Source organism: Amycolatopsis sp. NPDC054798, from assembly GCF_053611505.1.
This window is the reverse complement of record NZ_JBSHAM010000006.1, coordinates 1-26,374: the sequence shown is the minus strand read 5'-3', so window position 1 is coordinate 26,374 and position 26,374 is coordinate 1. Positions and strand designations below refer to the sequence as shown.

Here is a 26,374-nt window from a genome sequence, read left to right as displayed (position 1 = left end):
CACTATTTCTTTCCTTCGGCCCCGGTCGCGGGCTGGATTCCTAGGACCCACCCCCCCCCCGGTCACCTTCTAGCCAGGGGCGGGCTCCCCAACCCCCCCCCGTCCCATCGACGCGCACCTGAACTCGAAGTCTTCAGATCAGCCAAGGGATGCGTGCGGCCGCCACGGCTTGCTCAGCACGTGGTGGTCCAAGAAGCCAAGGACGGTGTTGATCCACAGCTTTAGGTTCCCGGGTGCCTCGATGAGGTGGCCTTCGTCCGGAAAGTACAAGAATTTGTGCATGCTCTCTGTCCCGCTCGGTCCGCTCCGCGTCGACAGATCCCACCACATCCGGAGCGCCTCGCTGATAGGCACGCGGTAGTCCCGCGCACCGTGAGTGATCAGGATCGGAGTGGCGACAGCGTCCGCGAACAGATGCGGCGAGTAAGTCTCAGCTGCCCTCGGTGTCATGAGGCGGTTCCAAACGTGCGGAATATCGGTGGTCCCGTTCAACTGGGGCCAATGCCAATCCGAGGCGTGAGCGACAATCGCGGAGAATCGGTCCGTATGACCGGCGATCCAGTTGGCCAGGAAACCGCCGAACGAGCCTCCGATGACCGCCGCACGGTCTCCATCGATGTCCGAGCGCGCCTGGGCAGCGTCGGTAAGTCGCATGATGTCGGTGTACGGCGATTCGCCGAAGCGTCCCCAACCGCGGCGGATGAAGTCGAGACCGTAACCAGTGGACAACGCATAGTCCGGGAGCAACACGGCGTACCCGGCGGCTACCAGCTGCCACACTGGCCGCTGCCAAGCCCACTCGGTGCACGACGCCAGCGGACCTCCGTGTATCTGAACCACCAGCGGAGCGGGCTTCGGCTCGCCGCAGTGATCGGGCAAGGCGAGCCACGCACGGATCCACGTGCCGTCCTCAGCGGTCGTCGCAACCTCCTCGATCCGTCCTGGAACATCGACGACCATCCCCAGTGTATCGGCAGGACCCGGCAGGAACTCGATCGTCGAAGAGCCGTCGAGCGCGATTCGGACCGGTCGTGGCGGACTGTCGATCGCTGACCGGATCGCGTAGACCCACTGACCGTCCGGAGCTATCCAGAAGTCGGTGTATCCGGCATCATCCGAGGTCAGGCGAGCGATTCGGCCAGTCTTGGCGTTAACGCGGAAGAGTGGTGCGCGGCCGTGATCGTCGGCATCGGTCACCAACTCCGTCCCGTCCGGCATCCAGCGGGCGAAACGCGGCCTGCGATCCCAGTCGACGGTTAAGGGCCGGATCTCGCCGCCGAATATCGGCACGATGCCCAGCCAGTGGCGACCAGGTTCCTCCGGGTTATTGCGCTCCTGAACGAGGACGGCGACTTGACTCCCATCCGGGGAAATCCTTGGTGAGTCGTATTCATAGTCGATATGGTCGGCGAGCGTGCGCCGTATTCCAGTCCGCACGTCAATCGCCACCAATGTGCACCGCTGGGAACCACCCTCCTCGGCCACTGCCCAAACAGTCACCACAGTATCGCCGTCTGCGGTTATGTCCCAGCCGCACCTGCCTCCTAGCGCCCGCCCGACATGCCCGGTAAGATCACGCGGCTCCGGCACGTCTTCGCCGTTGGCAAGGTCCACCAGGAGCAGCCGAGTGCGGTCCGGCCCGAGATCGTGATCCAAATGCCGGATCGGAAATTCCTCGTGCAAGATCGCGGAAACGCCTGAATCATTCCGAATGCGACGAAGTTCATTGTCGTTTGCCGCATCGGTGGCCGAAGGCAGCATGGCCGAACCGAACAGCACGCGGCCCGACTCGCTCACGACGACGCCTCTCACGCCGCCAGGCGAAACTGTCAAGACGCGGGTGTCGCCACCGTCTACCGATTGCAGGCACAATGCCGCTGCTCCCGAGGTCTGCCCGGCGAGGGAGCGTTTCGAGACGAACAGGAGGTCTCCCGATGCGGTGAGCGCAGCTCCGTACTCGCTATCGATCCCCCGCGTGAACCGCCGTGCTGGCTGGACCCCACTCGGATCTACGTGCCACAATGCGGTGACATACCGGCAATTAGAAGTATCAGGCGTAGCTGCCTCTACGGCGAGTCGGGTGCCGTCCGGGGACATGCACAATCCGGAGATTTGGGGCAGGGCGACGTATAGGTCGAGGTCCGCGAAGGCGTCAGCGATCACCAACTCTTCCTACGTGCCCAATCCCCCGCACGCAAGATGCCGAGGCCGTAAAGCACCCTGGACGGCAAGCGCGGGACGGAGACCTACTCCACCCCGCGGTGTCGTCAAAGGGCAGCTAGCTTAACCATCGACCGAACACTTAGCCATCGTCGGACATCTAAGCTTGGCAGCTACTACAGCCGCGCCGCCGCCCGCTGGAGCTCCCCGCGATCCCACTCGCCAGACAGCTACGAAACCGCTATCGCTACCAACGCACCACGCGGACCACAACTCAGCGGACGCACGTCGGGATCGATATTCAGGGCCCGACAACGGGCATGCGGTCTCCAAGCTCAAGACCTCGACGGTCTCCTCCTCGAACCCGGCTACTCAATCGTGCGGCCAGGGACTTCAGCTACACGAGTAGCCGCCGCATGGGCGGCGGACATCAGACCAGCCCCTTCACGAACACTGAGGTGTGTGGATAGTGCACAACTCGCCCCTCGGACACGCGTACTAACCCTATGGGGTGAGCGGATGGTCAACATCGACCATCCGCTCTTTTGTGCTGTAGACCAGTTCCAGGCCGAGCTCCTCGTACAGCTCTTGCAGCCGGCCGGGCTCGCGGTGACCGCCTGCCGCCCGGCATCCGCCAGCGAGTCGACCAGCACGTCAACGCCCCTCTCCCCAGCTCTGAACCGGCTGAAGCCCTCGCCAGCTCCTCTGCTGCCTCGTCGCGTTCCTCCCGCGCACGGTTCAGATGAATGTAGCTGCTCAGCGACGCCGTCAACGCCGCGTCGGGCAGATAGATGTTCATGACGGGCTTAGCCGCTGGTGCCGAGGAGTGGGCGAAGGCTGCGATTGGCGGCTCCACCGAGGCTGCAGTCCAGTTCAAGAACAAGCTGATCCGCCGGTCTCGCCGGGCAGACAACCTGCCGCGCGACGTCGCGCGTCGCAGGAGCAGTCCGCCGAGAGCCTGTTCGAGGTGTCTGATCTGGGTCGGCAGGGCGGACTCGTGAAGCCCAGAGGCCTTGGCAGCAGCAGCCCGCGTCCAGGTGGTTGCGACGGCGGGAGCCGGATCTGGCTCAGTTTTGTGGAGCCGCGACACGGGGTGTTCCGTGGAGCGACGAGGTCACGTCCGCTTAGCGGCATGATCGACATCGTCTCAGTTCGCGTGTTCAGAGCTGGACCCGTGTGCCGGGAAGTTGTTGCCGAGCTTGGTGAATGTCGTGATCGCCGAGGTGCGGCTCGAGGCCGAGCAGTCGCGCGTCACGGTTCGGTCCGAGCTGGCGGCACGTAGTGCGATCAGCTCCGCCCTGATGGCTTGGCTCCACATCCGGGACTCCGGGCCATTGCTCAGGCCTGCCTCCATCATCCTTAGACAAGCCGCCGCCACGGAACCTTGCGCATCATCGAACTTCAACGGCAAACGAACAAGGCACCACGAACCTATCCACTCGTGACCAGAGGGCACCTCACACCACAACCGCATGGCGATCCCTGCCTACGCCCGCCTCCGGTGCCAGCGCCAGGAGACTGAGCTGACCCCCGAAAGCCACAGACGTGCAGGCGCGGCAACCACAATCCGCGAGCCAGACCCGCCCTGCCCGATGCGTCACCCGTCGGCGAGGCGTTGAATAGTGGTGCCCAGCCATGCCTCGAGATCGGCGGGATCGCCGAGTTCGGAACGCAGGACTCGGCGGCGCGTCGAGACGCCGAGCACGAAGGCGTCGATCGCCGCGGCTCGGCTGCGGGCGTCCGCGTCGTCCAGGCCGCTGTCGCGCAGATAGCGGTGCAGCGGCTCCAGCGAGTTCGTGTCGAGGAAAGCAGCCAGCGCCTCCGCCGCCTCCGGGCGTTCGCCGGACGCGCGTTGCAGCGCGAGCAGCGGATCCTCCCCTGGCGCGCCGAACCAGCGTTGGACGATGCTCGCCGCGAGACGTGAACCCAGCGCGGAACGGTCGCCGTCGAAGGAGTCCAGGACCGGGATCTCCACCTGGGTCGCCGCCAGGAAAAGGCCGTCCTTGCCACCGAAATAACGCGTGATGAGGTTGGGTGACACGCCGGCCGCGTCGGCCACGCCCTTGACCGTGGTCGCCGCGTATCCGTGCCGGGCGAACTGGCGTTGTGCGTGCTCCAGGATCCGCTGCCGGGTGGCGGCGGCATTGCGCGAGGTCATGTGTATCAGCATACACATTTTGTGTACGCTGATACACATGGACGGCGAAATGCGGGAACGACTCCAGCGGACGCGGCGTGTCACGAGCCCGTGGAGTGCCGACGGGACGCGCGGCATCAGCGGCACCCGCCTTGACGAACTGCTCGAACGCTGGGCGAACGGGTACGACTGGGGCGTGCACGAGCGCCGCATCGGCGAGTTTCCCTGGGTCACGGTGCAGACAGGCGACACCGAGCTGCGGGTGATCCACCAGCGGTCCGCGGATCCCGGCGCCCCGGTGGTCGTGCTGCTGCACGGCTGGCCCGATTCGGTGTTGCGGTTCGAGCGCGTCCTGCCTTTGCTCGCGGACCTGCACGTGGTGGTCCCCGCACTGCCGGGCTTCCCGTTCGCGGCTCCGCTCGCCAAGCCCGGCATGTCGGCCAACCGGATTGCCGGGATCGTCGCGGACGCTCTCGACGAGCTGGGCTATCCGCGGTACACGGTGTCCGGCGGCGACGTGGGCGGCACCGTCGCGGAACTCCTCGCGGCCGAACATCCGGACCGGGTCGCTGCCCTGCATCTCACGAACATCGCCCCGCAGCACGCGTTCACGGCGGATCCGGCGAAGCTGGCACCCGACGCGAAGGCTTACCTCGGCCGCGCCGCGCAGTGGTTCCGGGCCGAGGGCGGGTACATCGCGATGCAGTCGACGCGGCCGGACACGCTCGCGGTCGCCCTCGGCGACTCGCCCGCCGGGCTCGCGGCGTGGATCGTCGAGAAGCTGGAGTCCTGGTCGGACGGATCGGCCTTCACTCCGGACGAGCTTCTCACCTGGGTTACCGCCTACTGGGTCACCGGCACGATCGGCACCTCTTTCGCCACCTACGCCGAACCGGTCACCCTCCCCGACCGGATCGACACGCCGACCGTGCTCTCCGTATTCCCGCACGACACCAAACCGGAGCCGCGAAGCTACGCCGAGGCGTTCGTGAATCTCCGCGAGTACGTGGAACACCGCGCGGGCGGTCACTTCGCAGCCTGGGAACAGCCCGCGGCATACGCCAGCGACGTACGCCGTGCGATCGAATTGGGCGGCTGAAACGGAGTTTGCGGATGTTCCACCGCTGCAACGCCTTTCGCACGAAACGGCGTACGACTACGCACCCGGAACTACCACTCCGGCCTCGTAAGCGTTGATGACCAGCTGAGCGCGGTCCCGTGCGTTCAGCTTGGACAGCAGGCGTCCGACGTGTGTTTTCACCGTGCCGAGCGTGACGTACAGGTCCTCGGCGATCTCGGTGTTGGACAGGCCGCGCGCGATCAAGGCGAGGACTTCTCGCTCGCGTTCGGTGAGGCCCCGCAAGGCCGCGGTGGTCGGCCCGGCGGAAAGTCCTTGGCGGGCGAACGTGGCGATGAGGCGCCGCGTGATCCGGGGTGCCAGCAGTGCCTCTCCCGCGGCGACCACCCGGATCGCGGTGATCAGCTCGGCCGCGGTCGAATCCTTGACCAGGAAGCCGCTCGCCCCGGCACGCAGCGCGGCGTAGACGTATTCGTCGAGGTCGAAGGTCGTGAGGATGAGGACGTGGACCGACGCCGTCTCGGGATCGGCGCAGATGCGCCGGGTGGCTTCGATCCCGTCCATGTCCGGCATCCGGACGTCCATCAGCACCACGTCCGGCTGGTGGCGCCGGGCCAGCCGGACAGCCTCGGCGCCGGTGCCGGCCTCGCCGACCGGCTGGAGGCCGGGTTCGGCCGCGAGCAGAGCGCGGAAGCTCTCCCGGATGAGCGCGTGGTCGTCGGCGAGCAGGACGCGGGTGTCCGGATCCGGGGCCGTCATGAGGCGACCTGCGACTCGGTGCGGGGGATCTCGGCCGCGACCCGGAACCCGCCGCGGGCGGCCGGGCCGACGGTCAGCGTGCCTCCGTAGGCGGCGATCCGCTCCCGCATCCCGATCAGGCCCTGCCCGCCGCCCGGGCGACCGCGCGGCATTGTGCGTGAGGGGCCGTTGTCGGAGACCTCGACGTGCACTGCGTCGCTCAGCCCGCGCACGACGATCCGGCAGTGCCGGGACTCGGAGTGCTCGACAACGTTGGTGAGGGCCTCCTGCACGATCCGGAATACTGCCAGATCGACACCCGGCGCGAGCTTCTCCGTTCCGCTCAGCTGGAGGTCGACCTCCAGACCCGGGCCGCTGAGACGCTCGACCAGGGCGGGCAGGTCCGCACTGCCAGGCAATGGGGTCAAGGCGGGACCGTCCGTTTCCTCGTCGGAGGCGGGGCGCAGCACCCCGAGGATCCGGCGGATCTCGGCCATCGCGGCCTGGCTGGTCTGCTCGATGGTGCTCAGCGCGGCCTTCGCGTGCTCGGGGTGTTCGTCGGCGAGACGGCCCGCCACAGTCGCCTTGACCGCGATCAGGCTCATGCTGTGGCCGAGAATGTCGTGCAGCTCGCGGGCGATCCGGAGCCGCTCGTCGGCCACTGCCTCCACCGCGGAGCGACGCGCGAACTCGGCTCGGTCCGCGCGTCGCATGTGGACTACCCGCCCGGCCGCCCAGGCCACGACGAGCTGGACAGCCACGGTCCCGAGTTCGAACTGCCACCACAGCGGAACCTCGCTGCGCAGCACGTCGGTGCCCGTCGGCACGTGGACGCTGTAGAACCTCGGGACGGCCACCGCGGCGGCGGCGAGACTGACAGCCAACGCAGCGACGGCGACAGCGGTCCGGTCGGTCAGATTCGCCACCGTGTAAGCCGCGACGGCTGCGGGTGCGTAGGTCACCCACAACACCCCTGCGCCGCCGACGCCGAGAAAGGTCGCTGACGCGGCGACGAGCACCGCCCAAGCCAGCACCGGAATGCTCCAGCGGCGGCGCAGCAGCAACGGCAACCCCACCGCTGTCCCGACTGCCCACGAAACCCACGCCGGGCCCTGGTACGGCGGACCTGGCGGGTCATCCAGGGCGTACGGGACCAGCCAGGTCAAAACCAGCGCCAACGCGACGTCGAGTACGACCCGGCGGTGACGCCGGGCCTCCCGGAGCCGGTTCAGGCCGGCGAACTGCGGCATCCCGGCACGCTATCGCGGCTCCGGAGCCACCGCGTCCCACCCAGGTCGGACCTGGAAGATCCGACCCTGGTCAGATTCGCCAGGGCACCCCGCGCGAGACGGTGGGCCGATGACGACATCGACATCGACTGAGCGCGAGAGCCGCCCCGCGTCCGATCTTCGGGCGGTCATCGTCTTCGCCGTGGCCGTGACGGTGGGCGGGGTGGGCGGCTTCGCGCTGACCCAACTGTTCGGAGTCGGTGAACTGCGCTGGGGCGAAACCGAACTCTCAGCCATCTCCACGACAGTCGGCTCGCTGGTGGTGGGGGCGGTCGCCGGGCGGCTGCTGCTGGGCGGCACCGGTCAGGCCATGCGCGTGCACGCGCCGGCACCCGTCGCTGGCTGGCCGGGATCCCGTTTCGGCGGGGCCGCGCTCGTCTTGGCGCCGTTGCTGCTGCTGACCGCGGAGGCCATCCGCTCGGGATATGACTACTTCTATCCCTCCCAGCTCGCTGCCATGGCCAGCGCGCCGGGAGTCATCCTCGCCTCGTACGGCCTTTACACCGCCGGACTGGTCCTGCTGATCCCCGCCTTCCTCGCGCTGACCGGATTGATCGCCCGGGAACGGCCCGGATGGGCCTTCTGGGGAGCGACCACCGCAGTCGTGGGCAGCACGGTGCGCATCTTCCAGGACGGCATCAGTTTTCTTGCCCTGCAACTGGTTCCCACGCAAGGACTGGAGACCGCGACGACGGCAGTGAGCGAGACCTACCAGTCCTGGTACGTGCTGCAAACCCTCGACGGCTGCGACAACCTCGCGTGGGCGGTGCTCGCGATCGGCGCGTACCGGGCCGGGGTGCTCGGCTGGGCGCCCGCACTCGGCGTGGCGTTCATGCTGACCCACTACAGCGGAGTGCTGAAAGGAACCGACCTCAACACCTTCATCGCGGCGGTGCTCCTCGCCGCGGTGTTCGTCCCCCTCGGAGTCAGCCTGTGGCGGCGCGCCGAACCTGTGTCCCGCAAGGGGTGGTGGGGCGGTATCGCCTCGGTCTTGCTGCTGGCCGCGCTGTACCTGGTTACGGCGCTGAACGGGTTCCAGAGCTGGGGATGAGTCCCTGCCGGTGCGAAACTCGCCTTAGAGCTGAGCTGACCAAGATCGGGTCCTGTCCAGGCTTATTGGCAGCCAGGCGATATCGTCCCCCGTTGATGCGGAGAAGCGGTGCCCAGAGCCGTTGCGGCCGCGGGCGATCCCGCTCTCGGTTCCCCGCTCAGGAAGGTGCTCATGTTCCGTTCGCGCACAGCTCTCGCGGCGATCACCGTCGGCGCCGCGCTCCTTCTCCCGCCGCCCGCGGTCGCGGCCGAGTCCTCCGGGGGCCGGGCCGCCTCGTCCTACGCGGACGTGCTCGATGTGCAGGGCGTGCCCACGTCGGCGCTGCCCGGCTCGGCTGGCGGCGATGTCAGCGACATCAACGTATTCGCCGACCGCGGCGCGTGGCACGCCTACGCGCTGCCCAAGGTCGGCGACACCGCGTCCTACGGCGCGTTCACCGGGCCGCTGTACCTCGCGCAGGAGTACCCGTGGTGGCTGAGCGCCGGTTTCAGCAGGCTCAACCTGAGCGAAGCCGGACGCCCGATCAACCTCGCCGACGCTCGCGGCCCAGCATTCAGCTCGCTGCCCGGCGCGCTGAGGCAGAGCTTCGAGGTCGACGGTCTGCGCGTCGTCATGGAACTGCGCTACGCCAGCAACCGCACCGCACTGGTCCAGGCCACTGTGGAGAACACCGGGTACCGGTGGCGGTCGGTCGGCGCGGGCTGGAGCGGCACGCTGCTGCGGCCGGACACCGGACCCCAGCACAGCGCTCCCCGGCTCTCCGCGACGAAGGACGGGGTCGCGGTCGGCTTCGCCAAGGTGCGCGAAACGAACGACTACCTGACCGACGGCACCGAACGGTTCCAGGTCACGCACGCGGACCCGGTGACCACAACGGTCACCGGCGACACGTACACCACCACCCGCGACGCACCTCTGCTCCTCGGCCCGCACGGCCGGCGAACGCTGACCTGGACTGAGTCCTACACCTTCACCCCCGCCGAGGCCGCCGCCGACGCTCCGGCGGCGAGGCGCGCGTTGGCTCAGCCGTGGCGCACTGTCGCCGAGAACGACGCTCGCTGGCACGGCTACGTCGCCGCGGCCACGCACGGGGTGCCGCCGGACCGGCGGCGGCTGGCGGTGAAGGCGACCGAAACGCTGATCACCAACTGGCGCAGCGCGGCGGGCGCGTTGAAGCACGACGGCATCACGCCCGCGATCTCCAACAAGTGGTTCAACGGCCTGTGGGCGTGGGACACCTGGAAGCAGGCGGTCGGCACCGCGGTGTTCGATCCGGCGCTGGCGGAATCCCAGATCCGCTCGATGTTCGACTACCAGGTGACCACGAGGTCAGCGGCCCGTCCGCAGGACGCCGGGATGATCCCGGACGCCGTCTTCTACAACGACCCCGCCCGCGGCGGCGGCAACTGGAACGAGCGCAACTCCAAGCCGCCGCTCGCCTCCTGGGCGGTCTGGTCGGTCTACCAGCGCAACGGCGATCTCGGGTTCCTGCGCGAGATGTACCCGAAGCTGGCCGCCTACCACGCCTGGTGGTACCGCAACCGCGACCACGACCGCAACGGCCTCGCCGAGTACGGCGCCACCGTCGACAAGGCCAACGCGACCGCCGAGGACAAGCGCCTGGCGGCGGCGTGGGAAAGCGGAATGGACAACGCGCCGCGCTTCGACGCGAAACTCGGCACCACCGTCGTGGACAACACCTCGGCGTCCGGCCAGGTCGTCGGTTCGTCGCTCGCCCAGGAGTCGGTGGATCTCAACTCCTACCTGGTGATGGACAAAAAGACCCTGGCGCTGATCGCCGACCGGCTTGGCGACCGCCAGGCCGCCCGGTCCTACCGCGCCTCGGCGGCCAGCGTCGCGGCCGCCGTCCAGCGCACCATGTTCGACCCGGCCACCGGCTGGTTCTACGACACGGAACTGGGCACCGGCCGACGGCTGACCGCACGCGGCAAGGGAATCGAAGGCGTCATCCCCCTGTGGGCCGGCGTCGCAACTCCCGGCCAGGCGGCAGCAGCGCGGAAGAACCTCCTGTCCCCCAACGAATTCGACACCCACCTGCCGTTCCCCACCACCTCGGCGAGTTCGCCGTACTACCAGCCGACCGGCTACTGGCGCGGCGCGGTGTGGATCGACCACGCGTACTTCGCGTTGGCGGGCTTGCAGCGTTACGGATACGGCACCGACTCAGCAGCACTGGCCGACCAGCTGCGCTCGAACGCGGCCGGGATGTCGGGCAACGGGCCGTTGATGGAGAACTACAACCCCGCCACCGGCGCGCCGATGAACTCACGCGGCTTCAGCTGGTCGGCGGCGATGTTGCTGGCACTCGATCACCCGCAGCGATCCTGACGCCGGGACCGCCCGTCGCGCCGAAGACTTCCTCCTCGGCGGTGACGCTTAACTCCATGTGCGGGCCGGACGTGTTCGCGTTCCGGCCCGCACACAGCGCGGCCTGCCCTGTCGTTTCACGATGACGATGCCTAGCCGCGATACAGCAAGGGTGGCTCTCGCGGTACCTGTATCGCCAGGGTCTCCCGGACGTCCAGGACGCCTGCCAGCCTGGACGAAAGCGTCGCATGCCTTGCAGAGGAAGAAATCAATGGCAGGAAACCAATTCACCGCTCACGCAGACCTATTCGATCTGAGCGGAAAGCACGCCCTTGTCACCGGCGGCACCAAGGGCATCGGAATGATGATTGCGCGCGGCCTTCTCCAGGCTGGCGCCCGTGTCGTCATCAGCTCGCGCAACGCGGACGCGTGCGCGGAGGCACAGCGTCTGCTGTCCGAATTCGGCGACGTCCAAGCCATTCCCGCCGACCTGTCCAGGCACGACGAATGCCTGCGTCTCGCTGACCTTGTCCAGGCCGAGTCGGAACGCCTGGACATCCTCGTGAACAACGCGGGAGCGATGTGGCGCGAACCGCTGGAGACGTTCCCGGACGAGGCCTGGGACACGGTGCTCGACCTCAACCTCAAATCGCCGTTCTGGCTGGTGCAGGCGCTGCTCCCGGCACTTCGCAGGGCAGGCTCCGCCGATGATCCCGCGCGGGTCGTCAACATCGGCAGCATCGCCGCCATCCACGTCGCCCAGTCGCCCAACTACTCCTACGCCAGCAGCAAAGCGGGACTCCATCAGCTCACCAGAGTGCTTGCCAGGGAACTGGGCCCGCAGCACGTCACGGTAAACGCGGTAGCCCCGGGAGTGTTCCCGTCGCAGATGATGGCGTCCACGCTCGACGCCATCGGCGACACGATCGCGGCGGCGACCCCTCTGCGCAGGCTCGGCCGCGACGACGACATGGCAGGCATCGCCGTGTTTCTCGCCAGCCGGGCCGGTTCTTACCTCACGGGCACCATCATCGCGGCAGACGGCGGCATCGCGACGACCGCGTCGGGCACCCCCTAGCAGTATGCCTTTCCTGCTGCGGGGCAGCCGTCGGGAGGACCAGCGCCTCCCGACGGCACCCGCGGGTCAGGACTGAGGCAGCGTCACGCCGTACCGCTTGGCGGACAGCGTGGCCGGGAAGAAGCACGAGGTCTGGGTGTCTCCGCCGGAGAGGGTGCCGAGGCCCTTGCCCCCGTCGTAGGCCGGACCGCCGGAGTCGCCGTGGTCGGAGTGCGCGGTCGTGCAGAACTCGTGGTAGACCGTGTAACCCTCCGCTTCGAAGGTGTAGTCGACCTTGGTGACCTCGCCCGAGGTCACGCCGGAGGTGATCCCGGACCGCTTCATCTGCTCGCCCACCGTCGCGTCGGCGAACTCGGTGATCTTGGTGCCGTCGTTGATCTCGCTCGGCCCCTCGCCCGAAGCGTTCTCCACGAGCATGTTGTCTTCGTCGGGGAACACCGCGTCGACGGTGTTGCCGTCGTTCCACGGACCGCCGCCGCCGAGTTTTTCGCAGTGGCCCGCGGAGAGGAGCAGCTTCTTGCCGTCCTTCTCCACGTTGAACCCGTTGGAGCAGGACGCTTGGCCGTTGCTGATCAGGTCGCCGCCCTTGATGAACAACGACATGGCACCGGGATGGTGTTCGACGCGGACCATGTCGCCGTACTGGCGGGCAGTTTCAAGCAGCGCGGCCTTCTCGGCCTTCGGAGTGGCGTCGTAGACGTCGACGACGACCTGGTTGTGGGCGAGGTCGAGGCCCCAGCCGGCGCTGGGCACGCCGCCGGTGGCGTCCAGACGCTGTTTCACCGTGCCGAGCTGGCCCAGGCTGTACCGCACCACCTCCGCCTTCAGGCCGGACGCGCGCACCTTGGCCGCGTCGGTGTCGTTCAGCACCGTGACGACCGGGGCGCCGCTGTCGTCGAGATAGTGGCCGCCGGTGGCGGTGCCGAGGCTGTTCATGACCGCGGCCGGTGTCGCCGCCGCGGAAGCGGCGGGCACGGCGGTCATGGCGAGGGCAAGCGCGCCGAACGAGCCGACGGCGAGGACGCTCAGCCGGGAACGGGTGGATCGCATGTGTTTCCTCCTGCGCGGAACGGGAGAGAAAGGACGTGCACCGGATGGGGAGTCCGCATCCGGACCTCCGGATTCGGTGCCGGGCTCGGCTAGGTGCGGAGGCATCTCCTCCCTGGGCGTCGGGCGACCGGAACGGGACCCTCCGGTTCGGCGGACCGTTTCGTCGTTGAAACGGAACGTGATCAACCTCAGGTTTGTGATTCTCGAACAGTTTCGGGTCAGCGCGACACCGACGAAGGTAGGTTCACGTTTGTCGCAATCCCGCGCCCGGAAGGCGTAGCGGCGGGGGCGGGTGTGGTTCGTTCAGTCGGGTCGATGCTGCGGTGATCGGACGACGGGGGGCGTCGCGTCGTGGGTGTGTGTCCACTTGGGACGGTCGCTTCCGATGCGGGTCATTCGCCTCCACCGCAAATCCCAAGGAAGAAGCTCGCTGGCAGTCACCCGGGCAAGATCGAGTCGTTCTTCATCCTCTTCGATGAGAGAGAGTGTCTCGTACGCATACGCCGCGGCATCCGCCCGCCGTCCCGAGAACATCTCCGCGTACAGCAACCAGATCCCGGGTTTCGCCGCTGCCACGCATTCAGCGGCAAGATCTCGCCCTTCGCGTTCGGCGCGCTCCGGCTGGCCGTCGTCGCCGACCAGGAACAAGAGCAACTCCAGGAACTTGGCCCGTGCGTAGTCAAAGACACCGTCCGCCAACGCAACGGACACGACGGGAACGGCCGGTTCGTGGACAAACGAATCATGGCGCGTGATTTCGAAGTCCAGTAATTTCACCGCCGTACCCTATTCCCACTCGCCTAGGCACCGGCCGGTGCGCCCTGGGCGAACGCGGACCCGGTCTACCGGCGGGTCAGGGTGCTTCGCGCAAGTAGGTCAGGACCGCCAGGACTCGCCGGTGGGTGTCGGGGGCGACGGGCAGCTCCAGCTTGGCGAAGATGTTGCCGATGTGTTTGGCCACCGCCGCTTCGGTGACCGACAGCTGGGTCGCGATCGCCGCGTTGCTCGCGCCTTGGGCCATGCGGTCCAGCACTTCGCGTTCGCGGGCGGTCAGGCGGGAAAGCGCGGGGCTTTCCCGGTTCCTGGCGAGCAGCTGGCGGACCACCTGGGGATCTATCACCGTTCCGCCGGAGGCGACGCGGCGGATCGCGTCGGCGAGGACGTCGATGTCGCCGAGGCGATCCTTCAGCAGATAACCGACTGCCGCGGAGTCGGAGCTCAGGAGTTCGGCCGCATAGGTTTGCTCCACGTACTGGCTTAGCACGAGCACCGGCAGGGCCGGGCGGATGGTTCTCAACCGCAGGGCCGCGCGCAGTCCTTCGTCGGTGTTGCCCGGGGGCATCCGGACGTCGGTGATCACCAGGTCGCATTCCGTCCGGGCGAGTGCTGCCAGGAGTTCCGGAGCCGTGCCCGCTTGGACGACCACCCGGTGGCCGTAGAACTCCAGGATTCGCACCAGTCCTTCGCGCAGCAGCACCGAATCCTCGGCCACCGCGATGCGCAGCCCGGTCACGGCAGGGGCTCGCCGGGGATGCGCACGCGCACCACCGTGGGGCCGCCGGGAGGACTGGCCAGCGCCACCGTTCCGCCGACTACCGCCGAGCGGTCGGCCAACCCGGTCAGGCCGCCGCCCGCGTGCTGGTCGGCGCCGCCTCGGCCGTTGTCCCGGATCTCCACCAGCAGCACGCCCTCCTGGTATCGCGCGACGACCTCGGCCCGGTCCGCGCCGCTGTGTTTGACGACGTTGGTCAGGGCTTCGCTCACGGCGTAGTAGGCGGCGCTCTCCGCCGAATCCGGCAGTCTCACACCGACCGCGGTGTCCAGCCGCACCGGCAGGGCGCACCGGTCCGCCAGGTCTCCCAGCGCGGCGTCCAGCCCCCGGTCGGAAAGAATCTTGGGATGGATTCCGCGGATCAGGTCGCCGAGTTCCGCCAACGCGAGTTTCGCCTCGGTGTGGGCGCGCTCGACCAAGGCGCCGGGGCCGCTTCCGGCGTCCAGTCCGGTGCGGGCCAGGCCCAGCACCATCGCGAGCGAGGTCAGCCGTTGCTGGGCGCCGTCGTGCAGGTCGCGTTCGATCCGGCGGCGCTCGGTCTCGTGCTGGTCCGCCATCCGAGCACGCGAACGCCGCACTTCCACCAGTTCGAACTCGTCGTCGCCGCGCGCCGGTTCCAGCATCACCCGAGTCACCCTGGCCCGCGCCGCTGCCGCCGCGGGCAGCACGAACACGGCGACCGCCAGTGCGATCACCCCGAGCGGCACAATCACCCAAGCGAGGCCGCTGCGCACCATCGCAGCCCCGGAGGGCACCCATTCGGCCGGGGAAAACGCCACCACCAAAGGTGCCAGGATCATCGCGCAAGGCAAGATCACGCCCACCAGCACGACGAGCAGATCGAACACCCACAGCAGCGTGGCGAGCAGGGCGGTGTAACCCAGTTCCTGCCAGGTGGCCCGTTCCCGCAACCGGGCTTTCGACCGCCGCCACCAACCGCCCGCGCCCGGCGAGCGGAGGGCGACCGGCACCGGCGCCGGGCTCACCCACCGCAGCCTGCGCCGCTCCAGCCGGGCGACGGGTATTCCCAGTTGGCACAACAGGAGCAACGGTCCCAACCCGATCGCCACCGGCGTCAAAGCCACTCCCACGCCGGCCGTCGCCACGATGGCCAGCAGGCAACCAACGCCCAGCGGAACCCCGCTCAGCAAGTACGCCGCCGAACGCACAACGCCGGCTCTCGACCTGTCGCGCACCACGGCCCCCTCCGTCGGAAACCACCATAGGACGGCCGGTCCGGACGCGGGGTATATCCAGCACTACTCCTGAACACCTGCCTGGGCCCGTGTGCCGAAGCTTGAACCAGGGTTGGCTTCAGCGTATGGGATCTTCGCCATCGGCTGAGGCTGTTCGTCTGGTGCGCCTGACAAAAGTGCACGGCACCGCCCCGCACGAGGTGGTGGCGCTGAACGCGATCGACCTGACATTCCGCCGGGGCACGTTCTCCGCCGTCATGGGTCCGTCCGGTTCCGGCAAGACGACGCTGCTGCAGTGCGCGGCCGGCCTGGACCGGCCCACCGACGGCGCGGTCTTCCTGGGGGACACCGAAATCAGCGCCTTGTCCGAACGGAAGCTCACCGCGTTGCGCCGGGACCGGATCGGGTTCGTGTTCCAGAGTTTCAACCTGGTGGCGGCACTGACGGCAGTGCAGAACGTGGCGCTGCCGCTTCGGCTGGCCCGGCGCAGGGTGGAAGCCGACCGGGCGCACCGGCTGCTCGAACAGTTCGGGCTGGGCGACCGGACCGGCGACCGGCCAGCCTCGTTGTCCGGTGGCCAGCAGCAGCGGGTGGCGATCGCGCGTGCGTTGGCCGGCGACCCCGAGGTGGTGTTCGCCGACGAACCGACCGGTGCCCTGGACAGCCGCAACGGCCGTCAGGTGCTCGAACTGCTGCGGAAACTCGTCGATGACGACGGCCAGACCGTGGTGATGGTGACGCACGACCCGGTAGCGGCCGCGTTCGCCGATCGGGTCACGTTCCTGGCGGACGGCCGGATATCCGGTCATCTGGACGATCCCACCGCTCCGCTGGTCGCCGACCTGATGACCGCGCTGGAAGAAACCGCGCCGAAGGAAGTCGGCTGACATGCTGTGGATCACCTTGCACACCCTGCGCGGCCGGTGCGTGTCGTTCGCGGGAGCGTTCCTCACGCTGGTTTTCGGCGTGGCCATGATTTCCGCGTCCGGCGCGGTGATCGCGGTGTCGGGAGACGGAGAGGGAACGGCCGCCCGCACGGCACTGGCCGAGGCGGGCAATCTGCTGGCACTGTTCGCCGGCATCGGCGGATTCCTGACGATTTTCATCGTGGCGAGCACTTTCTCGTTCACGGTGTCGCAGCGTCGCCGCGAGTTGGCGTTGTTGCGGATGGCCGGGGCCGATCCCGGTCAGGTGCGCCGGATGGTGTTGACGGAGACGACGGTTCTCGGCACGGCGGCGGCAGCGACGGGCGCGGTGCTCGGTGTCCCGCTCACCTCGGTGCTCAGTGACGTCCTGGTATGGAGGCAGGTGCTGCCCGCCGGCATCGAGTTGCCGCTGACGCCGTCGCGGCTGATCGCGCCGATGCTGGTGGCGTTCGTGCTCGGCCTGGCAGTCGCGATCCTCGGCGCGTGGCCCGCCGCGCGCCGGGCCGGAGCGATCCGGCCGGTGGAAGCCTTCCGGGAGGCGGCCGTGGACACCCGGCCGATCCCGCGCGGCCGGTGGATTCCCGGGGTGCTGGGCCTTGCCGCCGGACTGGGGCTGGTGTTGCTGTTGCCGCGCGTGCCCCCGGACGGCCGGCTTCCGCTCGCCCTGTTCACCGCCCAGCCGATCGTGGTCGGCCTGGCACTGCTCGCGCCCGCGTTCGTCCCGCGGCTCACCGGGCTGGTGGTCGCACCTCTGGCGGCCTTCACCGGAGCCAGCGGTCTGCTGGCGCGGGAGAACCTGCGCGCCGCGATCCGCCGGACCGCGTCCTGCGCGGCTCCCGTCCTGGTCACGATCGGAATCACCGGCTCCCTGCTCGCGGGCACGGACCTGCTCGGAGCTGCGGGACGGGCCAGCGCGGCGAAGCTTTACACGTCGCAACTGCGGGCTAGCGGGGGCAACCTGGACACCGCTGTGCCGGGTGTCCGCGCCGCGGTGCTGCTCGAAGACGCGACTGTCAGCGTGCTGGTACACCGCACAAACAGGGAGGTGGCTGCCGTCGGCGTCGCCGGGAAAGGCGTCTCCGACGTACTCGGCTTGGGCACGATCACCGGCGACCTGGCTCAGCTCACCGGCTCGGCCGCGATGCTGGGAAGACAGCAGGCAGCAGGCTTCGGCTTGACGACCGGCGACTCCGTGAGCCTTCGGATGCCCGACGGCGCAACGGTTCCGGTCAAGGTGGTGGCGCTCTACGACGGCCCGCCATTGACCACTCCCCTGCTCCTCCCGGAACAGCTCGTGGCCGAACACCGAACGCTCGGCACCCGTCCGCCCGCCCTGCACGTGGCGCTCAACACTCCGGCGGACGCCGCCAGGGTGGAAAACCTGTTGGCAGCTAAGGGCTACCGGGTGACTTCGACGGCAGCGTGGCTGGCGACCGCAGCGGGGTTCCGTGAGGACGGCATGCGAATCGGCGCGGAACTGCTGGCTTGGTTCGCCTTGCTGTACACGCTGTTCGCCGTCGCCAACACGGTCACCATGTCGTTCGGCGAGCGCGCGAGCGAGTTCAGCCAGCTGCGGTTGCTCGGCGCCCAACGCGCGCAAGTGTTGCGGATGGTCCTGTGGGAGGGCGCGGGAATCGCGCTCACTGGTCTCGTATTGGGAGCCGCGGCGGTCGCGTTGGCCGTGGGCGGACTGTGGCAGGCGGTACGGTCGGCGGGGCTCGACATCCCGCTCGACCTGCCATGGGGTCCGCTGCTGTCGATCGCGGCGGGTTGTGTCGTGGTGCTGCTGGCTGTGTCCACAGTGGCCACTGCGGTGGTGATGCGGCCGTCAGACTCGCGTTGACCCTCACGGTGCTGGGCCGTGAACTGGGATGACTGGAGCGCTCGCCTCGGCGCGGAATACTGAAACGAGAGCGGCACGGCGAACGCGCAGTTGCTCTCGCAGGCGTGGCACGTGGCCTTGGCAGGCACCGCTGGCCAGCCGCCAGGTGGTGCAGGGCTCCGTCACTGCTGAACGCCGCGCACTGCCGACCAGGTCGGCGAGCAAGCCGGGCTGTGCGCCGACCTGCTGGTTCTTGTCCGCGAATCGCTCCGCTGCCGTCGCGTCCTGGCGATGATTCTTGACGTTCCCCGCATACACGCCGGGCCTCAGCCGTCGCTCCCGGATGCCCGCCAGCCGTTCCAGCTCCGGTACGATCCGGGCGGGCACAGGAACCTCCAACACCTGCGGGCGCACCTTCTCCGCGGACTCGGCGAACGACGGCTCCTCGATCAGCCTCACCAGCTGCGCACGCGATTGCCCCGCGCTGACCTGCTCATGTTCCAACACCAGACCTGCCCCTCGACCGGCCAGCAGGTCGGCCAAGCCCCTTCCGCGCCGTTCTTCGGCTGCTTGCCCGGCACTTCCGGCGGATCGCGTTGGCTCGGCGCGCTTTCAGCCGAAGCGTCCACTGTGGATCGGAGTCCTGGCCGGTATGAAACCGGACAAAACATACCGCTCAGTACAATCTGGCTTCCACTCCCAGCTGCCGCCCCAGGGCCACGCCAGCCAAGGACAGCCGCACGTGATGATTGAAGATGACGTAAATCGCTTACTTCAAGCACAAACGATCGTCTACACTGAGGCCCGCGCACACTCTGCCGCTCACGGATCGAAGGGCCTTCATGTCAGAGCCGTCTTCCCCCGAGTCGTTCTCTTCCGAGTCCCCCGCGGCCGACGCGCCGAGGTCTGGTTCCTTCATGTCCGCCGAGCTGGCCTCCCAGCCGCGGATGTGGCTCGCCGCGGCGGGCTGTGCGGCTGGGGCGGCGCTGCCGCAGCCTGGCGAGCGGGTGGCCGTGGTCGGGTGCGGCACCAGCTGGTTCGTCGCGATGAGTTACGCCGCCGCGCGGGAGCAGCGGGGCTTCGGCGTCACGGACGCGTTCGCTGGCTCCGAGTACCCGGCCGGCCGCGACTACGACCGCGTGGTCGCGATCTCCCGGTCCGGCACCACGACCGAAATCATCGAGCTGCTGTCCTCGATTGCCGGGCAGCGCACCACGCTGATCACCGCGGTGGGCGACGGGCCTGCGGCATCAGCAGCAGCGGAGGTTATCGAGCTGCCGTTCGCCGACGAGCGCTCGGTGGTGCAGACCCGCTTCGCGACGAGCACGCTCGCCCTCCTTCGCGCGGGGCTCGGCGACGACGTCAACGAGCTGGCGCGGCAGGCTGAGCGCGCGCTCCTGGAACCGATCGACGACCTGCTCGACGCTGAACAGGTCACCTTCATCGGGCGCGGCGCGGCAGTGGGGATCAGCTGCGAGGCCGCGCTGAAAACCCGGGAAGCGGCGCAGTTCTGGGCCGAGGCCTACCCGGCGATGGACTACCGGCACGGCCCGATCGCCATCGCGCAGCCCGGACGGCTCGTGTGGTCGTTCGGCGAGACCCCGGACGGGCTTGCCGGCGAGATCGCCCGCACCGGGGCCCGGTTCGTGCACCACGACCTCGACCCGCTCGCCGGGCTGGTCGTGGCGCAGCGGTTCGCGGTCGCGGTGGCGCGGCGGCGCGGGCTCGACCCCGACCGTCCGCGGTCCCTGACCCGTTCGGTCATCCTCGCCTGATGGCCGTCCTCGGCATCGACGTCGGCGGCACGACGGTCAAGATGCGCGTGACCGACGGCCGTTCCGTGTTCGCCGAATGGCGCGAACCGACTCCGTTCGGCGATCCCGAAGCGCTCGCCGAACTGGTGGCCCGCGCCGTCGCGCGGCATCCGGTCGACGCGGCGGGGCTGGTCGTCCCGGGGATCGTGGACGAGCGCGCCGGGCGATGCGTGAAGGCGGTCAACCTCGGCTGGGACGACGTCCCCGTCCGCGACCTCGTCTCCGCCCGCCTCGACATCCCGCTCGCGTTCGGGCAGGACGTCCGCGCGGGGGCGCTCGCCGAGGCACGCACCGGCGCGGCGGCCGGGGCCTCGGGTCCGGTGCTGTTCGCGCCGGTCGGCACCGGTTTCGCGACCGCGCTCGTGGTGCGCGGCGAGATACTCGACGCGGGCCCGTGGGCGGGCGAAGTCGGCCAGATCCGGCAGCCCGACGGACGCCGCGTCGAGGAGGTCGCGTCGGCGTCCGGGCTCGCGCGCCGCGCCGGGGCACCGGACGCGGCCGCCGTCGCCGCGCGGGTTCGAGACGGAGACCCCGTGGCGGTCGAAGCGTGGGACGAGTGCGTCCGCGCGCTTGCGGAGCCGATCGCCTGGGCCACCGCTGTCGCCGGATGTTCCACTGTGGTCGTCGGCGGCGGCCTCGCCGAAGCGGGCGCTCTGCTGCTCGATCCGCTCGCCTGCGAGGTCGCGCATCGGCTCGGGGCGCTGCGGGCACCCGCGATTGTCCAGGCGCACCATGGGGATCGGGCCGCGGTGGTGGGCGCGACGCTTCTGGCGCTGCGATGATCGTCGTCGCCACGCCCAATCCCGCGGTCGACATCACCTACCGGGTCGGCGCCCACACCCCCGGCGGCACGAACCGGGTGCTCGACGTCCAGCGGCGAGCCGGTGGCAAAGGCGTCAATGTCGCCCATGTCCTTGCCGCACTGGACATTCCGGTGCGCGCGGTGCTTCCGCTCGGCGGCGACGCGGGCCGCTGGCTCGGCTCGGCGCTGGCTGTTCCGTTCGACACGACGCCGTGCGAAGCCGAGACCCGGTCGACGGTCACGATCACCGGCGACGGCCATCCCACGGTGTATGTCGAGCCGGGGCCCCCGCTGTCCACAACGGAATGGGAAGCGTTCTCGGCTCTGCTCGCCACGCGGCTGCGGGACGCGGAACTGCTCGTGATTTCCGGTTCCCTGCCTCGAAACGCCGCGCCGGAACTGGTCGGCGAGTGGGTCCGGCTGGCCCGGGACGCCGGGGTCCGGACGCTGGTCGATTCGTCGGGGCCCGCTTTGCTGGCAGCCGCCCGGGCCGGGGCCGACGTGAAACCGAATCGGCAGGAACTGCTCTCGGCCACCGGAGCCGCTGACGAAAGCGCGGGGGCCGCGACGTTGTCCCGGCTCGGTGCCGGGTTGGTCGTGGTGTCGCGGGGCGAGGACGGCATCGCCGCTTACGGGCCGTCCGGTGTGGTCTCGGCTCCCGTCGTGCCCGGGGTGTGCGGCAATCCCACCGGTGCCGGGGACGCGGCGACCGCCGGTCTGGCGGCGGCGCTCGTGCGCGGACTGCCGTTGGCCGAAGCGCTGCGCCATGCGGCGGCAGCCGGTGCGGCCGCGGTGCTGCGCCCGGTCGCCGGCGAGATCGATCTTCCCGCCTATCGCAGATTCCTGAACGGAGAATCCGCATGATCACCCGACCCGCCCTCGCCCGGTTGCTCGCCTCGGCCCAGGACCGCGGCGGTGCGGTCGGCGCGTTCAACGTGATCTTGCTGGAGCACGCCGAGGCCATCGTCGCGGGAGCCGAACAGGCCCGGTTGCCGGTGATATTGCAGATCAGCGAGAACTGCGTGAGATACCACGGCGGGCTGGCTCCGATCACCGCGGCTTCGCTGGAGATCGCACGCCGAGCGTCGGTGGAGGTGCTCGTGCATCTCGACCACATCGAGGACACCGGCCTGGTCCGCGAAGGCGTCGAGCTCGGAGTGCACAGCGTGATGTACGACGGTTCGAGACTGTCCTATGCGGACAATGTGCGCAGCACCCGCGCGGTCGCGGACCTCTGCCACGCAGCGGGAATCGCCGTGGAAGCCGAGTTGGGCGAGGTCGGCGGCAAGGACGGCGTGCACGCGCCGGGAGCCCGCACCGACCCGGCCGAGGCTGCGGAATTCGTCGCTGCCACCGGGATTGACGCGCTCGCCGTGGCGGTCGGGACGTCGCACGCGATGCTGTCGCGCACCGCCCGGATCGACCGCGGGCTGGTGACGCGGCTGCGGGAGGCCGTCCCGGTTCCCTTGGTGCTGCACGGGTCCTCCGGCCTTTCCGACGACGAACTGCGCGGCGCGGTGACCGGCGGGATGGCGAAGATCAATATCTCAACACATCTCAACGGGTTGTTCACCGGCGCGGTGCGGCAGTTCCTGGACGAGCAGCCCGAGGCGGTCGACCCGCGCAAGTACGTGCGGCTCGGCCGCTCCGCGGTGGCGGCCGAGACGGCGCGGCTGCTCCAGTTGCTGGCCGGGTGAGGCGAACGGGGGCTTCGGGACCAGGCTGACGCGGCACCGTAAGGCGGCACCGCACGGGATTCAGCCTGCCGCCAAACAGATCTGACGCGGCGGGCACCCGCTCCGCGAAACGGGCGGTCGCCACGGGAGCGCGCCTCCGGCGGCACGCTGACCGCACGCGGAATCCGGCACGCCAGCGACCGGTGCACCCGATACCGACGGAAGTCTGCTCCACCGCTTCGGCCGGTGACTTCGCTGCCTCAGTGCGCTATACAAGAGCGCAATGTGCATTTTAATGCGCAAGGAAGGTACGCAATGAGCAAATACATGCATCCCCTTCGATGTCTGGCCACAGTGCTGGTCCTGCTGGCCGTCGCGACTCCCGCCACCGCCCAGGCCGCTGCTGCCCCGGCCGGGCAGCTCGGCGACCTGACCGGGCTCTCCGCCGACGGCCCGGTGACCACGCTGACCGCGGGCAAGGCGGCCGTCCGGGTCAGTTTCCCCACCGCGGCCGCGGTCCGGGTCTGGCTCGCGCCGGACGGCACTTTCACCGATCCGGCGGGCAGCAAGATCGTGCTGCCGAACGGAAAAGCCCCCGCGGTGCCGATGCGCACAGACCGAGGCGCGTACTGGGCCATCGGCACCGGCAAGGCCACGCTTCGCGCTTACAAGCACCCGTTGAAGTTCGCCCTCTACGACGGCGCGGACCGCAAGCAGCTCTGGGCCGAGTCCGCTCCGCTGTCCTGGACCGGGGAAACCACCACGCAGACGCTCGTGCGCGGCGCGAGTGAGCAGTACGTCGGCGGCGGCGAGCAGAACGGCCGCTTCAGCCACCGCGACCAGACCATCAAGATCTTCGCCGACGACAACTGGAACGACGGCGGCGCACCCAACTCCCAGCCGTTCTATGCCTCGACGGCCGGGTACGGCGTGCTGCGCAACACCTTCGCGCCCGGCAGCTACTCGTTCGCCGATCCGGTCCGCACGACCCACGACGAGCGCCGCTTCGACGCCACCTACGTCGTCGGCGACGGGCTCAAGGACGTCGTCTCGGGCTACACCGATTTGGTCGGCAAACCCTTCCTCCCGCCCATTTACGGCCTGGAGACCGGCGATTCCGACTGCTACCTGCACAACGCCAACCGCGGCGAACGGCACACCCTCGACGCGGTGAAGGTGGCCGAAGGCTATCCCGAACACGGCATGCCCAACGGCTGGATGCTGGTCAACGACGGCTACGGCTGCGGTTACGAAAACCTTCAGCAGACCGGCGAAGGCTTGCGGGACAACAAAATGCAGCTCGGCCTGTGGACCGAGAACGGCGTGCCCAACCAGGCCGAGGAGGTCAAGGCGGGCGTCCGGGTGCGCAAGCTGGACGTGGCCTGGGTCGGCCCCGGCTACCAGTTCGCCCTCGACGCCTGCGACACCGCGCACAAAGGCATCGAGGACAACAGCGACGCGCGCGGGTTCGTCTGGCAGCCGGTGAGCTGGGCGGGCGCGCAGCGCTGCGGCGTGCTGTGGAGCGGCGACCAGTCCGGGTCCTACGACTACATCAAATGGCAGATCCCGACCTACGCGGGCTCGACGCTGTCCGGCATCGCCTACAACACCGGCGACATCGACGGCATCTTCGGCGGCAGCCCGCAGACCTACGTCCGCGACCTGCAGTGGAAGTCCTTCCTCCCGGTCGCGATGACGATGGACGGCTGGGCCAAATCCGACAAGCAGCCCTGGCGCCAGGGCGAGCCCTACACTTCGATCAACCGCAAGTACCTGCTGCTCAAGGAACGGCTCCTGCCCTACACCTACAGCTATTCGGTGCAGGCGCACCAGACCGGCGTCGGGCAGGTCCGGCCGCTGGCCCTGGAATACCCCGGCGACCCGAACGTGTGGACGGACAAGGCGAAGCACGAATTCCTGTCCGGCACGGATTTCCTGGTCGCCCCGGTCTACGACAATTCGTCCGTGCGCAACGGCATCTACCTGCCCAAGGGCACCTGGGTGGACTACTGGAGCGGCAAGACCTACACCGGCCCGACCACTGTGGACGGTTACGACGCGCCGCTGGACAAGCTGCCGCTGTTCGTCCGCGGCGGCGCGGTGGTGCCGATGTGGGCGGAGGGCACGACCTCCTGGCAGACCCGCGACAAGGGGAAGCTCGACGTCGACGTGTACCCGCAGGGCAAGGGCAGTTTCACTCTCGCCGAGGACGACGGGGTCACGCGCGGCTACCAGCGCGGCGAGCAGGCCCGGCAGACGTTCACGGTCGACGCGCCGCAGTCCGGGCCGGGAACGGTGACCGTCGGGATCGGCGCGAGTTCCGGGTCCTATCCCGGGAAACCGGCGGCGCGGAACTACCAGCTGTCCGTCCACACGGGAACGAAACCGGCGGCGGTGCTGGGCGGCGACGGGGCCCTGCGGCAGTACGCCAGCAAGGCGGAGCTGGACCAGGCGCCGTCCGGCTGGTGGTACGACCCGTCCGCGCGAGGCGTCGTGCGGGTGAAGACCGGTTCGATCGATTCCGGCGCTGCCCAGGACATCCGGTTGCTCGGGGCGAGCGCGGTCGGCGGGTTCTTCCCCGCCGACGACAACGCTTCGGTGCGGCTTTCCGCCCCTGCGACGGCCACTCCGGGGCAGGTCGTGTCGGCCACCGTCAGCTTCACCAACAGCACTCCGCTGCCTGTGCGGAATGTGGCATTGTCGGTGCAGGCCAACGGTTTCCACGCGGACGTGCCGCAGGCTCCGGCGCTCGTCTGGCCGGGCCAGACGGTGCAGGTCCCGGTGCGGCTCACGCCGGACGCGGGGCTGCGCCCGGCGGACTACGAGCTGACCGCCACCGTGAGATACCAGGCCAGGCTGGGCACGCACGAAACGGCTGGGTCGACGATGGTCACGGTGCCCTACGCGACGATCGCCGCGGCGTACGGAAATGTCGGAGTCACTGATGCGGCACACGTCGCGAACGGCGACCTCGACGGCAGTGGCAGCAGCTTCCGCGCGGAGGGGCTCGCCGAAGCGGGCCTGAAACCGGGAGCGCCGTTCACCGCGAACGGCACCCAGGCGACCTGGCCCGACGCGGGCGCGGGAAAGCCGGACAATGTCGTCGCCAGCGGGCAAACCGTCGCTGTGCAGGGCAGCGGTTCCAAGCTGGTCCTGACCGGCACCGGGACCGGGTCCGCCGCGAACGGCACGGTCGTCCTCCGGTACGCCGACGGCAGCACGAGCCAGGCCGACCTCGGCTTCCCGAACTGGTGCTGCTCCGACCCGGCCAAGTACGGCGCGACCACGGTCGCCTCGGTGCAGGGCAAGAACACGAAGTCCGGTCCGGCTTATCCGACGGTGGCCTACCGGGTGTTCGCGAATTCCGTTCCGCTCGACCCGGGCAAACGAGTCGTCGCGATCACCCTGCCGTCGAATGCGGCGCTGCACTTCTTCACCGCCGCGATCGCTTGACCGACCGGTGGCCGGGCGGGGTGCGGACACCCTGCCCGGCCACCGGGTTCCAGCTGGTCCGTGACGGACCCCCTGAGGGATCCAGGTCCAATGCCGGGAGCTTAAGGCGGCCCGCCGGTGCGGCTGAGCCACGTCCGCCCCTGCCGAACGCCGGGTTCGCGGTCCGTGAAGGGCTCCTTGAGGGAATCTGATTCCCTCAAGGAGCCCTTCACGGGCCTGGCGAA

General features: G+C 69.1%; 20 protein-coding genes. 11 read left to right on the top strand and 9 right to left on the bottom strand.

Going from position 1 to position 26,374, the window contains the following annotated elements; genetic code table 11:
* Positions 1 to 138: 138 nt before the first annotated feature.
* Together ACWGIC_RS05765 and ACWGIC_RS05760 are read right to left on the bottom strand one after the other, a co-directional pair.
* Positions 139 to 1,797 carry a S9 family peptidase gene (locus ACWGIC_RS05765; RefSeq protein WP_452074742.1) on the bottom strand — a complete coding sequence of 553 codons (1,659 nt, stop codon included), beginning with the start codon at positions 1,795 to 1,797 and terminating at the stop codon, positions 139 to 141.
* Between the two features lie 1,960 nt (positions 1,798 to 3,757).
* Entirely contained in the window at positions 3,758 to 4,318 is a 561-nt protein-coding gene (locus ACWGIC_RS05760; RefSeq protein ID WP_452074741.1) for a TetR/AcrR family transcriptional regulator, read from the bottom strand.
* A gap of 37 nt (positions 4,319 to 4,355) precedes the next feature.
* On the opposite strand from ACWGIC_RS05760, the gene ACWGIC_RS05755 reads away from it, so the two are divergent.
* Positions 4,356 to 5,396, top strand: a complete 1,041-nt coding sequence (locus tag ACWGIC_RS05755; RefSeq protein WP_452074740.1) for an epoxide hydrolase family protein — start codon at positions 4,356 to 4,358, stop codon at positions 5,394 to 5,396.
* A 57-nt stretch (positions 5,397 to 5,453) separates the two neighbouring features.
* On the opposite strand, the gene ACWGIC_RS05750 is transcribed toward ACWGIC_RS05755, so the two are convergent.
* Together ACWGIC_RS05750 and ACWGIC_RS05745 are read right to left on the bottom strand one after the other, a co-directional pair.
* Positions 5,454 to 6,134: a response regulator gene (locus tag ACWGIC_RS05750; protein ID WP_452074739.1), complete on the bottom strand. Its 681-nt coding sequence runs from the start codon at positions 6,132 to 6,134 to the stop codon at positions 5,454 to 5,456.
* Positions 6,131 to 7,363, bottom strand: coding sequence for a sensor histidine kinase (locus tag ACWGIC_RS05745; RefSeq protein ID WP_452074738.1), 1,233 nt, complete (start codon positions 7,361 to 7,363; stop codon positions 6,131 to 6,133). Before ACWGIC_RS05745 ends, ACWGIC_RS05750 begins: the two co-directional genes overlap by 4 nt.
* 109 nt (positions 7,364 to 7,472) lie before the next feature.
* On the opposite strand from ACWGIC_RS05745, the gene ACWGIC_RS05740 reads away from it, so the two are divergent.
* The 3 genes from ACWGIC_RS05740 (at position 7,473) to ACWGIC_RS05730 (ending at position 11,859) form a co-directional block, all read left to right on the top strand.
* Positions 7,473 to 8,453 (top strand): hypothetical protein, encoded by a 981-nt coding sequence (locus tag ACWGIC_RS05740; protein WP_452074737.1) that lies wholly within the window; start codon positions 7,473 to 7,475, stop codon positions 8,451 to 8,453.
* A 108-nt stretch (positions 8,454 to 8,561) separates the two neighbouring features.
* Complete coding sequence (locus ACWGIC_RS05735) at positions 8,562 to 10,802, top strand: MGH1-like glycoside hydrolase domain-containing protein (protein WP_452074736.1); 2,241 nt, start codon at positions 8,562 to 8,564, stop codon at positions 10,800 to 10,802.
* A gap of 250 nt (positions 10,803 to 11,052) precedes the next feature.
* Entirely contained in the window at positions 11,053 to 11,859 is an 807-nt protein-coding gene (locus tag ACWGIC_RS05730) for an SDR family oxidoreductase (protein WP_452074735.1), read from the top strand.
* 66 nt (positions 11,860 to 11,925) lie between these two features.
* Here ACWGIC_RS05730 and ACWGIC_RS05725 read toward each other — a convergent pair whose 3' ends face one another.
* The 4 genes from ACWGIC_RS05725 to ACWGIC_RS05710 all read right to left on the bottom strand — a co-directional run bounded on the left by ACWGIC_RS05725 (position 11,926) and on the right by ACWGIC_RS05710 (position 15,660).
* Entirely contained in the window at positions 11,926 to 12,909 is a 984-nt protein-coding gene (locus tag ACWGIC_RS05725) for a S1 family peptidase (RefSeq protein WP_452074734.1), read from the bottom strand.
* Positions 12,910 to 13,212: 303 nt separating this feature from the next.
* Positions 13,213 to 13,686, bottom strand: a complete 474-nt coding sequence (locus tag ACWGIC_RS05720; RefSeq protein ID WP_452074733.1) for a hypothetical protein — start codon at positions 13,684 to 13,686, stop codon at positions 13,213 to 13,215.
* Positions 13,687 to 13,762: 76 nt separating this feature from the next.
* The gene (locus tag ACWGIC_RS05715) at positions 13,763 to 14,413 is read right to left on the bottom strand and encodes a response regulator transcription factor (RefSeq protein WP_452074853.1); all 651 of its coding nucleotides are present in this window, start codon (positions 14,411 to 14,413) and stop codon (positions 13,763 to 13,765) included.
* 5 nt (positions 14,414 to 14,418) lie between these two features.
* The gene (locus tag ACWGIC_RS05710) at positions 14,419 to 15,660 is read right to left on the bottom strand and encodes a sensor histidine kinase (protein ID WP_452074732.1); all 1,242 of its coding nucleotides are present in this window, start codon (positions 15,658 to 15,660) and stop codon (positions 14,419 to 14,421) included.
* Positions 15,661 to 15,782: 122 nt separating this feature from the next.
* On the opposite strand from ACWGIC_RS05710, the gene ACWGIC_RS05705 reads away from it, so the two are divergent.
* Positions 15,783 to 16,544, top strand: coding sequence for an ABC transporter ATP-binding protein (locus tag ACWGIC_RS05705; RefSeq protein WP_452074731.1), 762 nt, complete (start codon positions 15,783 to 15,785; stop codon positions 16,542 to 16,544).
* Position 16,545: 1 nt separating this feature from the next.
* On the top strand, positions 16,546 to 18,426 hold the full coding sequence (locus tag ACWGIC_RS05700; protein WP_452074730.1) for an FtsX-like permease family protein: 1,881 nt from the start codon (positions 16,546 to 16,548) through the stop codon (positions 18,424 to 18,426).
* A 3-nt stretch (positions 18,427 to 18,429) separates the two neighbouring features.
* Here ACWGIC_RS05700 and ACWGIC_RS05695 read toward each other — a convergent pair whose 3' ends face one another.
* Positions 18,430 to 18,948: a hypothetical protein gene (locus ACWGIC_RS05695; RefSeq protein WP_452074729.1), complete on the bottom strand. Its 519-nt coding sequence runs from the start codon at positions 18,946 to 18,948 to the stop codon at positions 18,430 to 18,432.
* A gap of 374 nt (positions 18,949 to 19,322) precedes the next feature.
* Between ACWGIC_RS05695 and ACWGIC_RS05690 the strand changes: the two genes are divergently transcribed.
* From ACWGIC_RS05690 to ACWGIC_RS05670, 5 genes are all read left to right on the top strand, one after another.
* Positions 19,323 to 20,180, top strand: coding sequence for an SIS domain-containing protein (locus ACWGIC_RS05690; protein ID WP_452074728.1), 858 nt, complete (start codon positions 19,323 to 19,325; stop codon positions 20,178 to 20,180).
* Positions 20,180 to 21,001 (top strand): ROK family protein, encoded by an 822-nt coding sequence (locus ACWGIC_RS05685; protein WP_452074727.1) that lies wholly within the window; start codon positions 20,180 to 20,182, stop codon positions 20,999 to 21,001. Before ACWGIC_RS05690 ends, ACWGIC_RS05685 begins: the two co-directional genes overlap by 1 nt.
* Positions 20,998 to 21,885 carry a 1-phosphofructokinase family hexose kinase gene (locus tag ACWGIC_RS05680; protein ID WP_452074726.1) on the top strand — a complete coding sequence of 296 codons (888 nt, stop codon included), beginning with the start codon at positions 20,998 to 21,000 and terminating at the stop codon, positions 21,883 to 21,885. The genes ACWGIC_RS05685 and ACWGIC_RS05680 overlap by 4 nt, the downstream gene beginning before the upstream one ends.
* Positions 21,882 to 22,718 (top strand): class II fructose-bisphosphate aldolase, encoded by an 837-nt coding sequence (locus ACWGIC_RS05675; RefSeq protein ID WP_452074725.1) that lies wholly within the window; start codon positions 21,882 to 21,884, stop codon positions 22,716 to 22,718. Before ACWGIC_RS05680 ends, ACWGIC_RS05675 begins: the two co-directional genes overlap by 4 nt.
* 294 nt (positions 22,719 to 23,012) lie before the next feature.
* Positions 23,013 to 26,150 carry a TIM-barrel domain-containing protein gene (locus tag ACWGIC_RS05670; RefSeq protein WP_452074724.1) on the top strand — a complete coding sequence of 1,046 codons (3,138 nt, stop codon included), beginning with the start codon at positions 23,013 to 23,015 and terminating at the stop codon, positions 26,148 to 26,150.
* Positions 26,151 to 26,374: the final 224 nt, after the last annotated feature.

Coding starts and splice junctions, on each gene's coding strand:
- ACWGIC_RS05760 (WP_452074741.1), bottom strand. CDS start 4,318: ATGACCTCGCGCAATGCCGCCGCCACCCGGCAGCGGATCCTGGAGCAC.
- ACWGIC_RS05755 (WP_452074740.1), top strand. CDS start 4,356: ATGGACGGCGAAATGCGGGAACGACTCCAGCGGACGCGGCGTGTCACG.
- ACWGIC_RS05750 (WP_452074739.1), bottom strand. CDS start 6,134: ATGACGGCCCCGGATCCGGACACCCGCGTCCTGCTCGCCGACGACCAC.
- ACWGIC_RS05745 (WP_452074738.1), bottom strand. CDS start 7,363: ATGCCGCAGTTCGCCGGCCTGAACCGGCTCCGGGAGGCCCGGCGTCAC.
- ACWGIC_RS05740 (WP_452074737.1), top strand. CDS start 7,473: ATGACGACATCGACATCGACTGAGCGCGAGAGCCGCCCCGCGTCCGAT.
- ACWGIC_RS05730 (WP_452074735.1), top strand. CDS start 11,053: ATGGCAGGAAACCAATTCACCGCTCACGCAGACCTATTCGATCTGAGC.
- ACWGIC_RS05725 (WP_452074734.1), bottom strand. CDS start 12,909: ATGCGATCCACCCGTTCCCGGCTGAGCGTCCTCGCCGTCGGCTCGTTC.
- ACWGIC_RS05705 (WP_452074731.1), top strand. CDS start 15,783: ATGGGATCTTCGCCATCGGCTGAGGCTGTTCGTCTGGTGCGCCTGACA.
- ACWGIC_RS05700 (WP_452074730.1), top strand. CDS start 16,546: ATGCTGTGGATCACCTTGCACACCCTGCGCGGCCGGTGCGTGTCGTTC.
- ACWGIC_RS05690 (WP_452074728.1), top strand. CDS start 19,323: ATGTCCGCCGAGCTGGCCTCCCAGCCGCGGATGTGGCTCGCCGCGGCG.
- ACWGIC_RS05685 (WP_452074727.1), top strand. CDS start 20,180: ATGGCCGTCCTCGGCATCGACGTCGGCGGCACGACGGTCAAGATGCGC.
- ACWGIC_RS05680 (WP_452074726.1), top strand. CDS start 20,998: ATGATCGTCGTCGCCACGCCCAATCCCGCGGTCGACATCACCTACCGG.
- ACWGIC_RS05675 (WP_452074725.1), top strand. CDS start 21,882: ATGATCACCCGACCCGCCCTCGCCCGGTTGCTCGCCTCGGCCCAGGAC.
- ACWGIC_RS05670 (WP_452074724.1), top strand. CDS start 23,013: ATGAGCAAATACATGCATCCCCTTCGATGTCTGGCCACAGTGCTGGTC.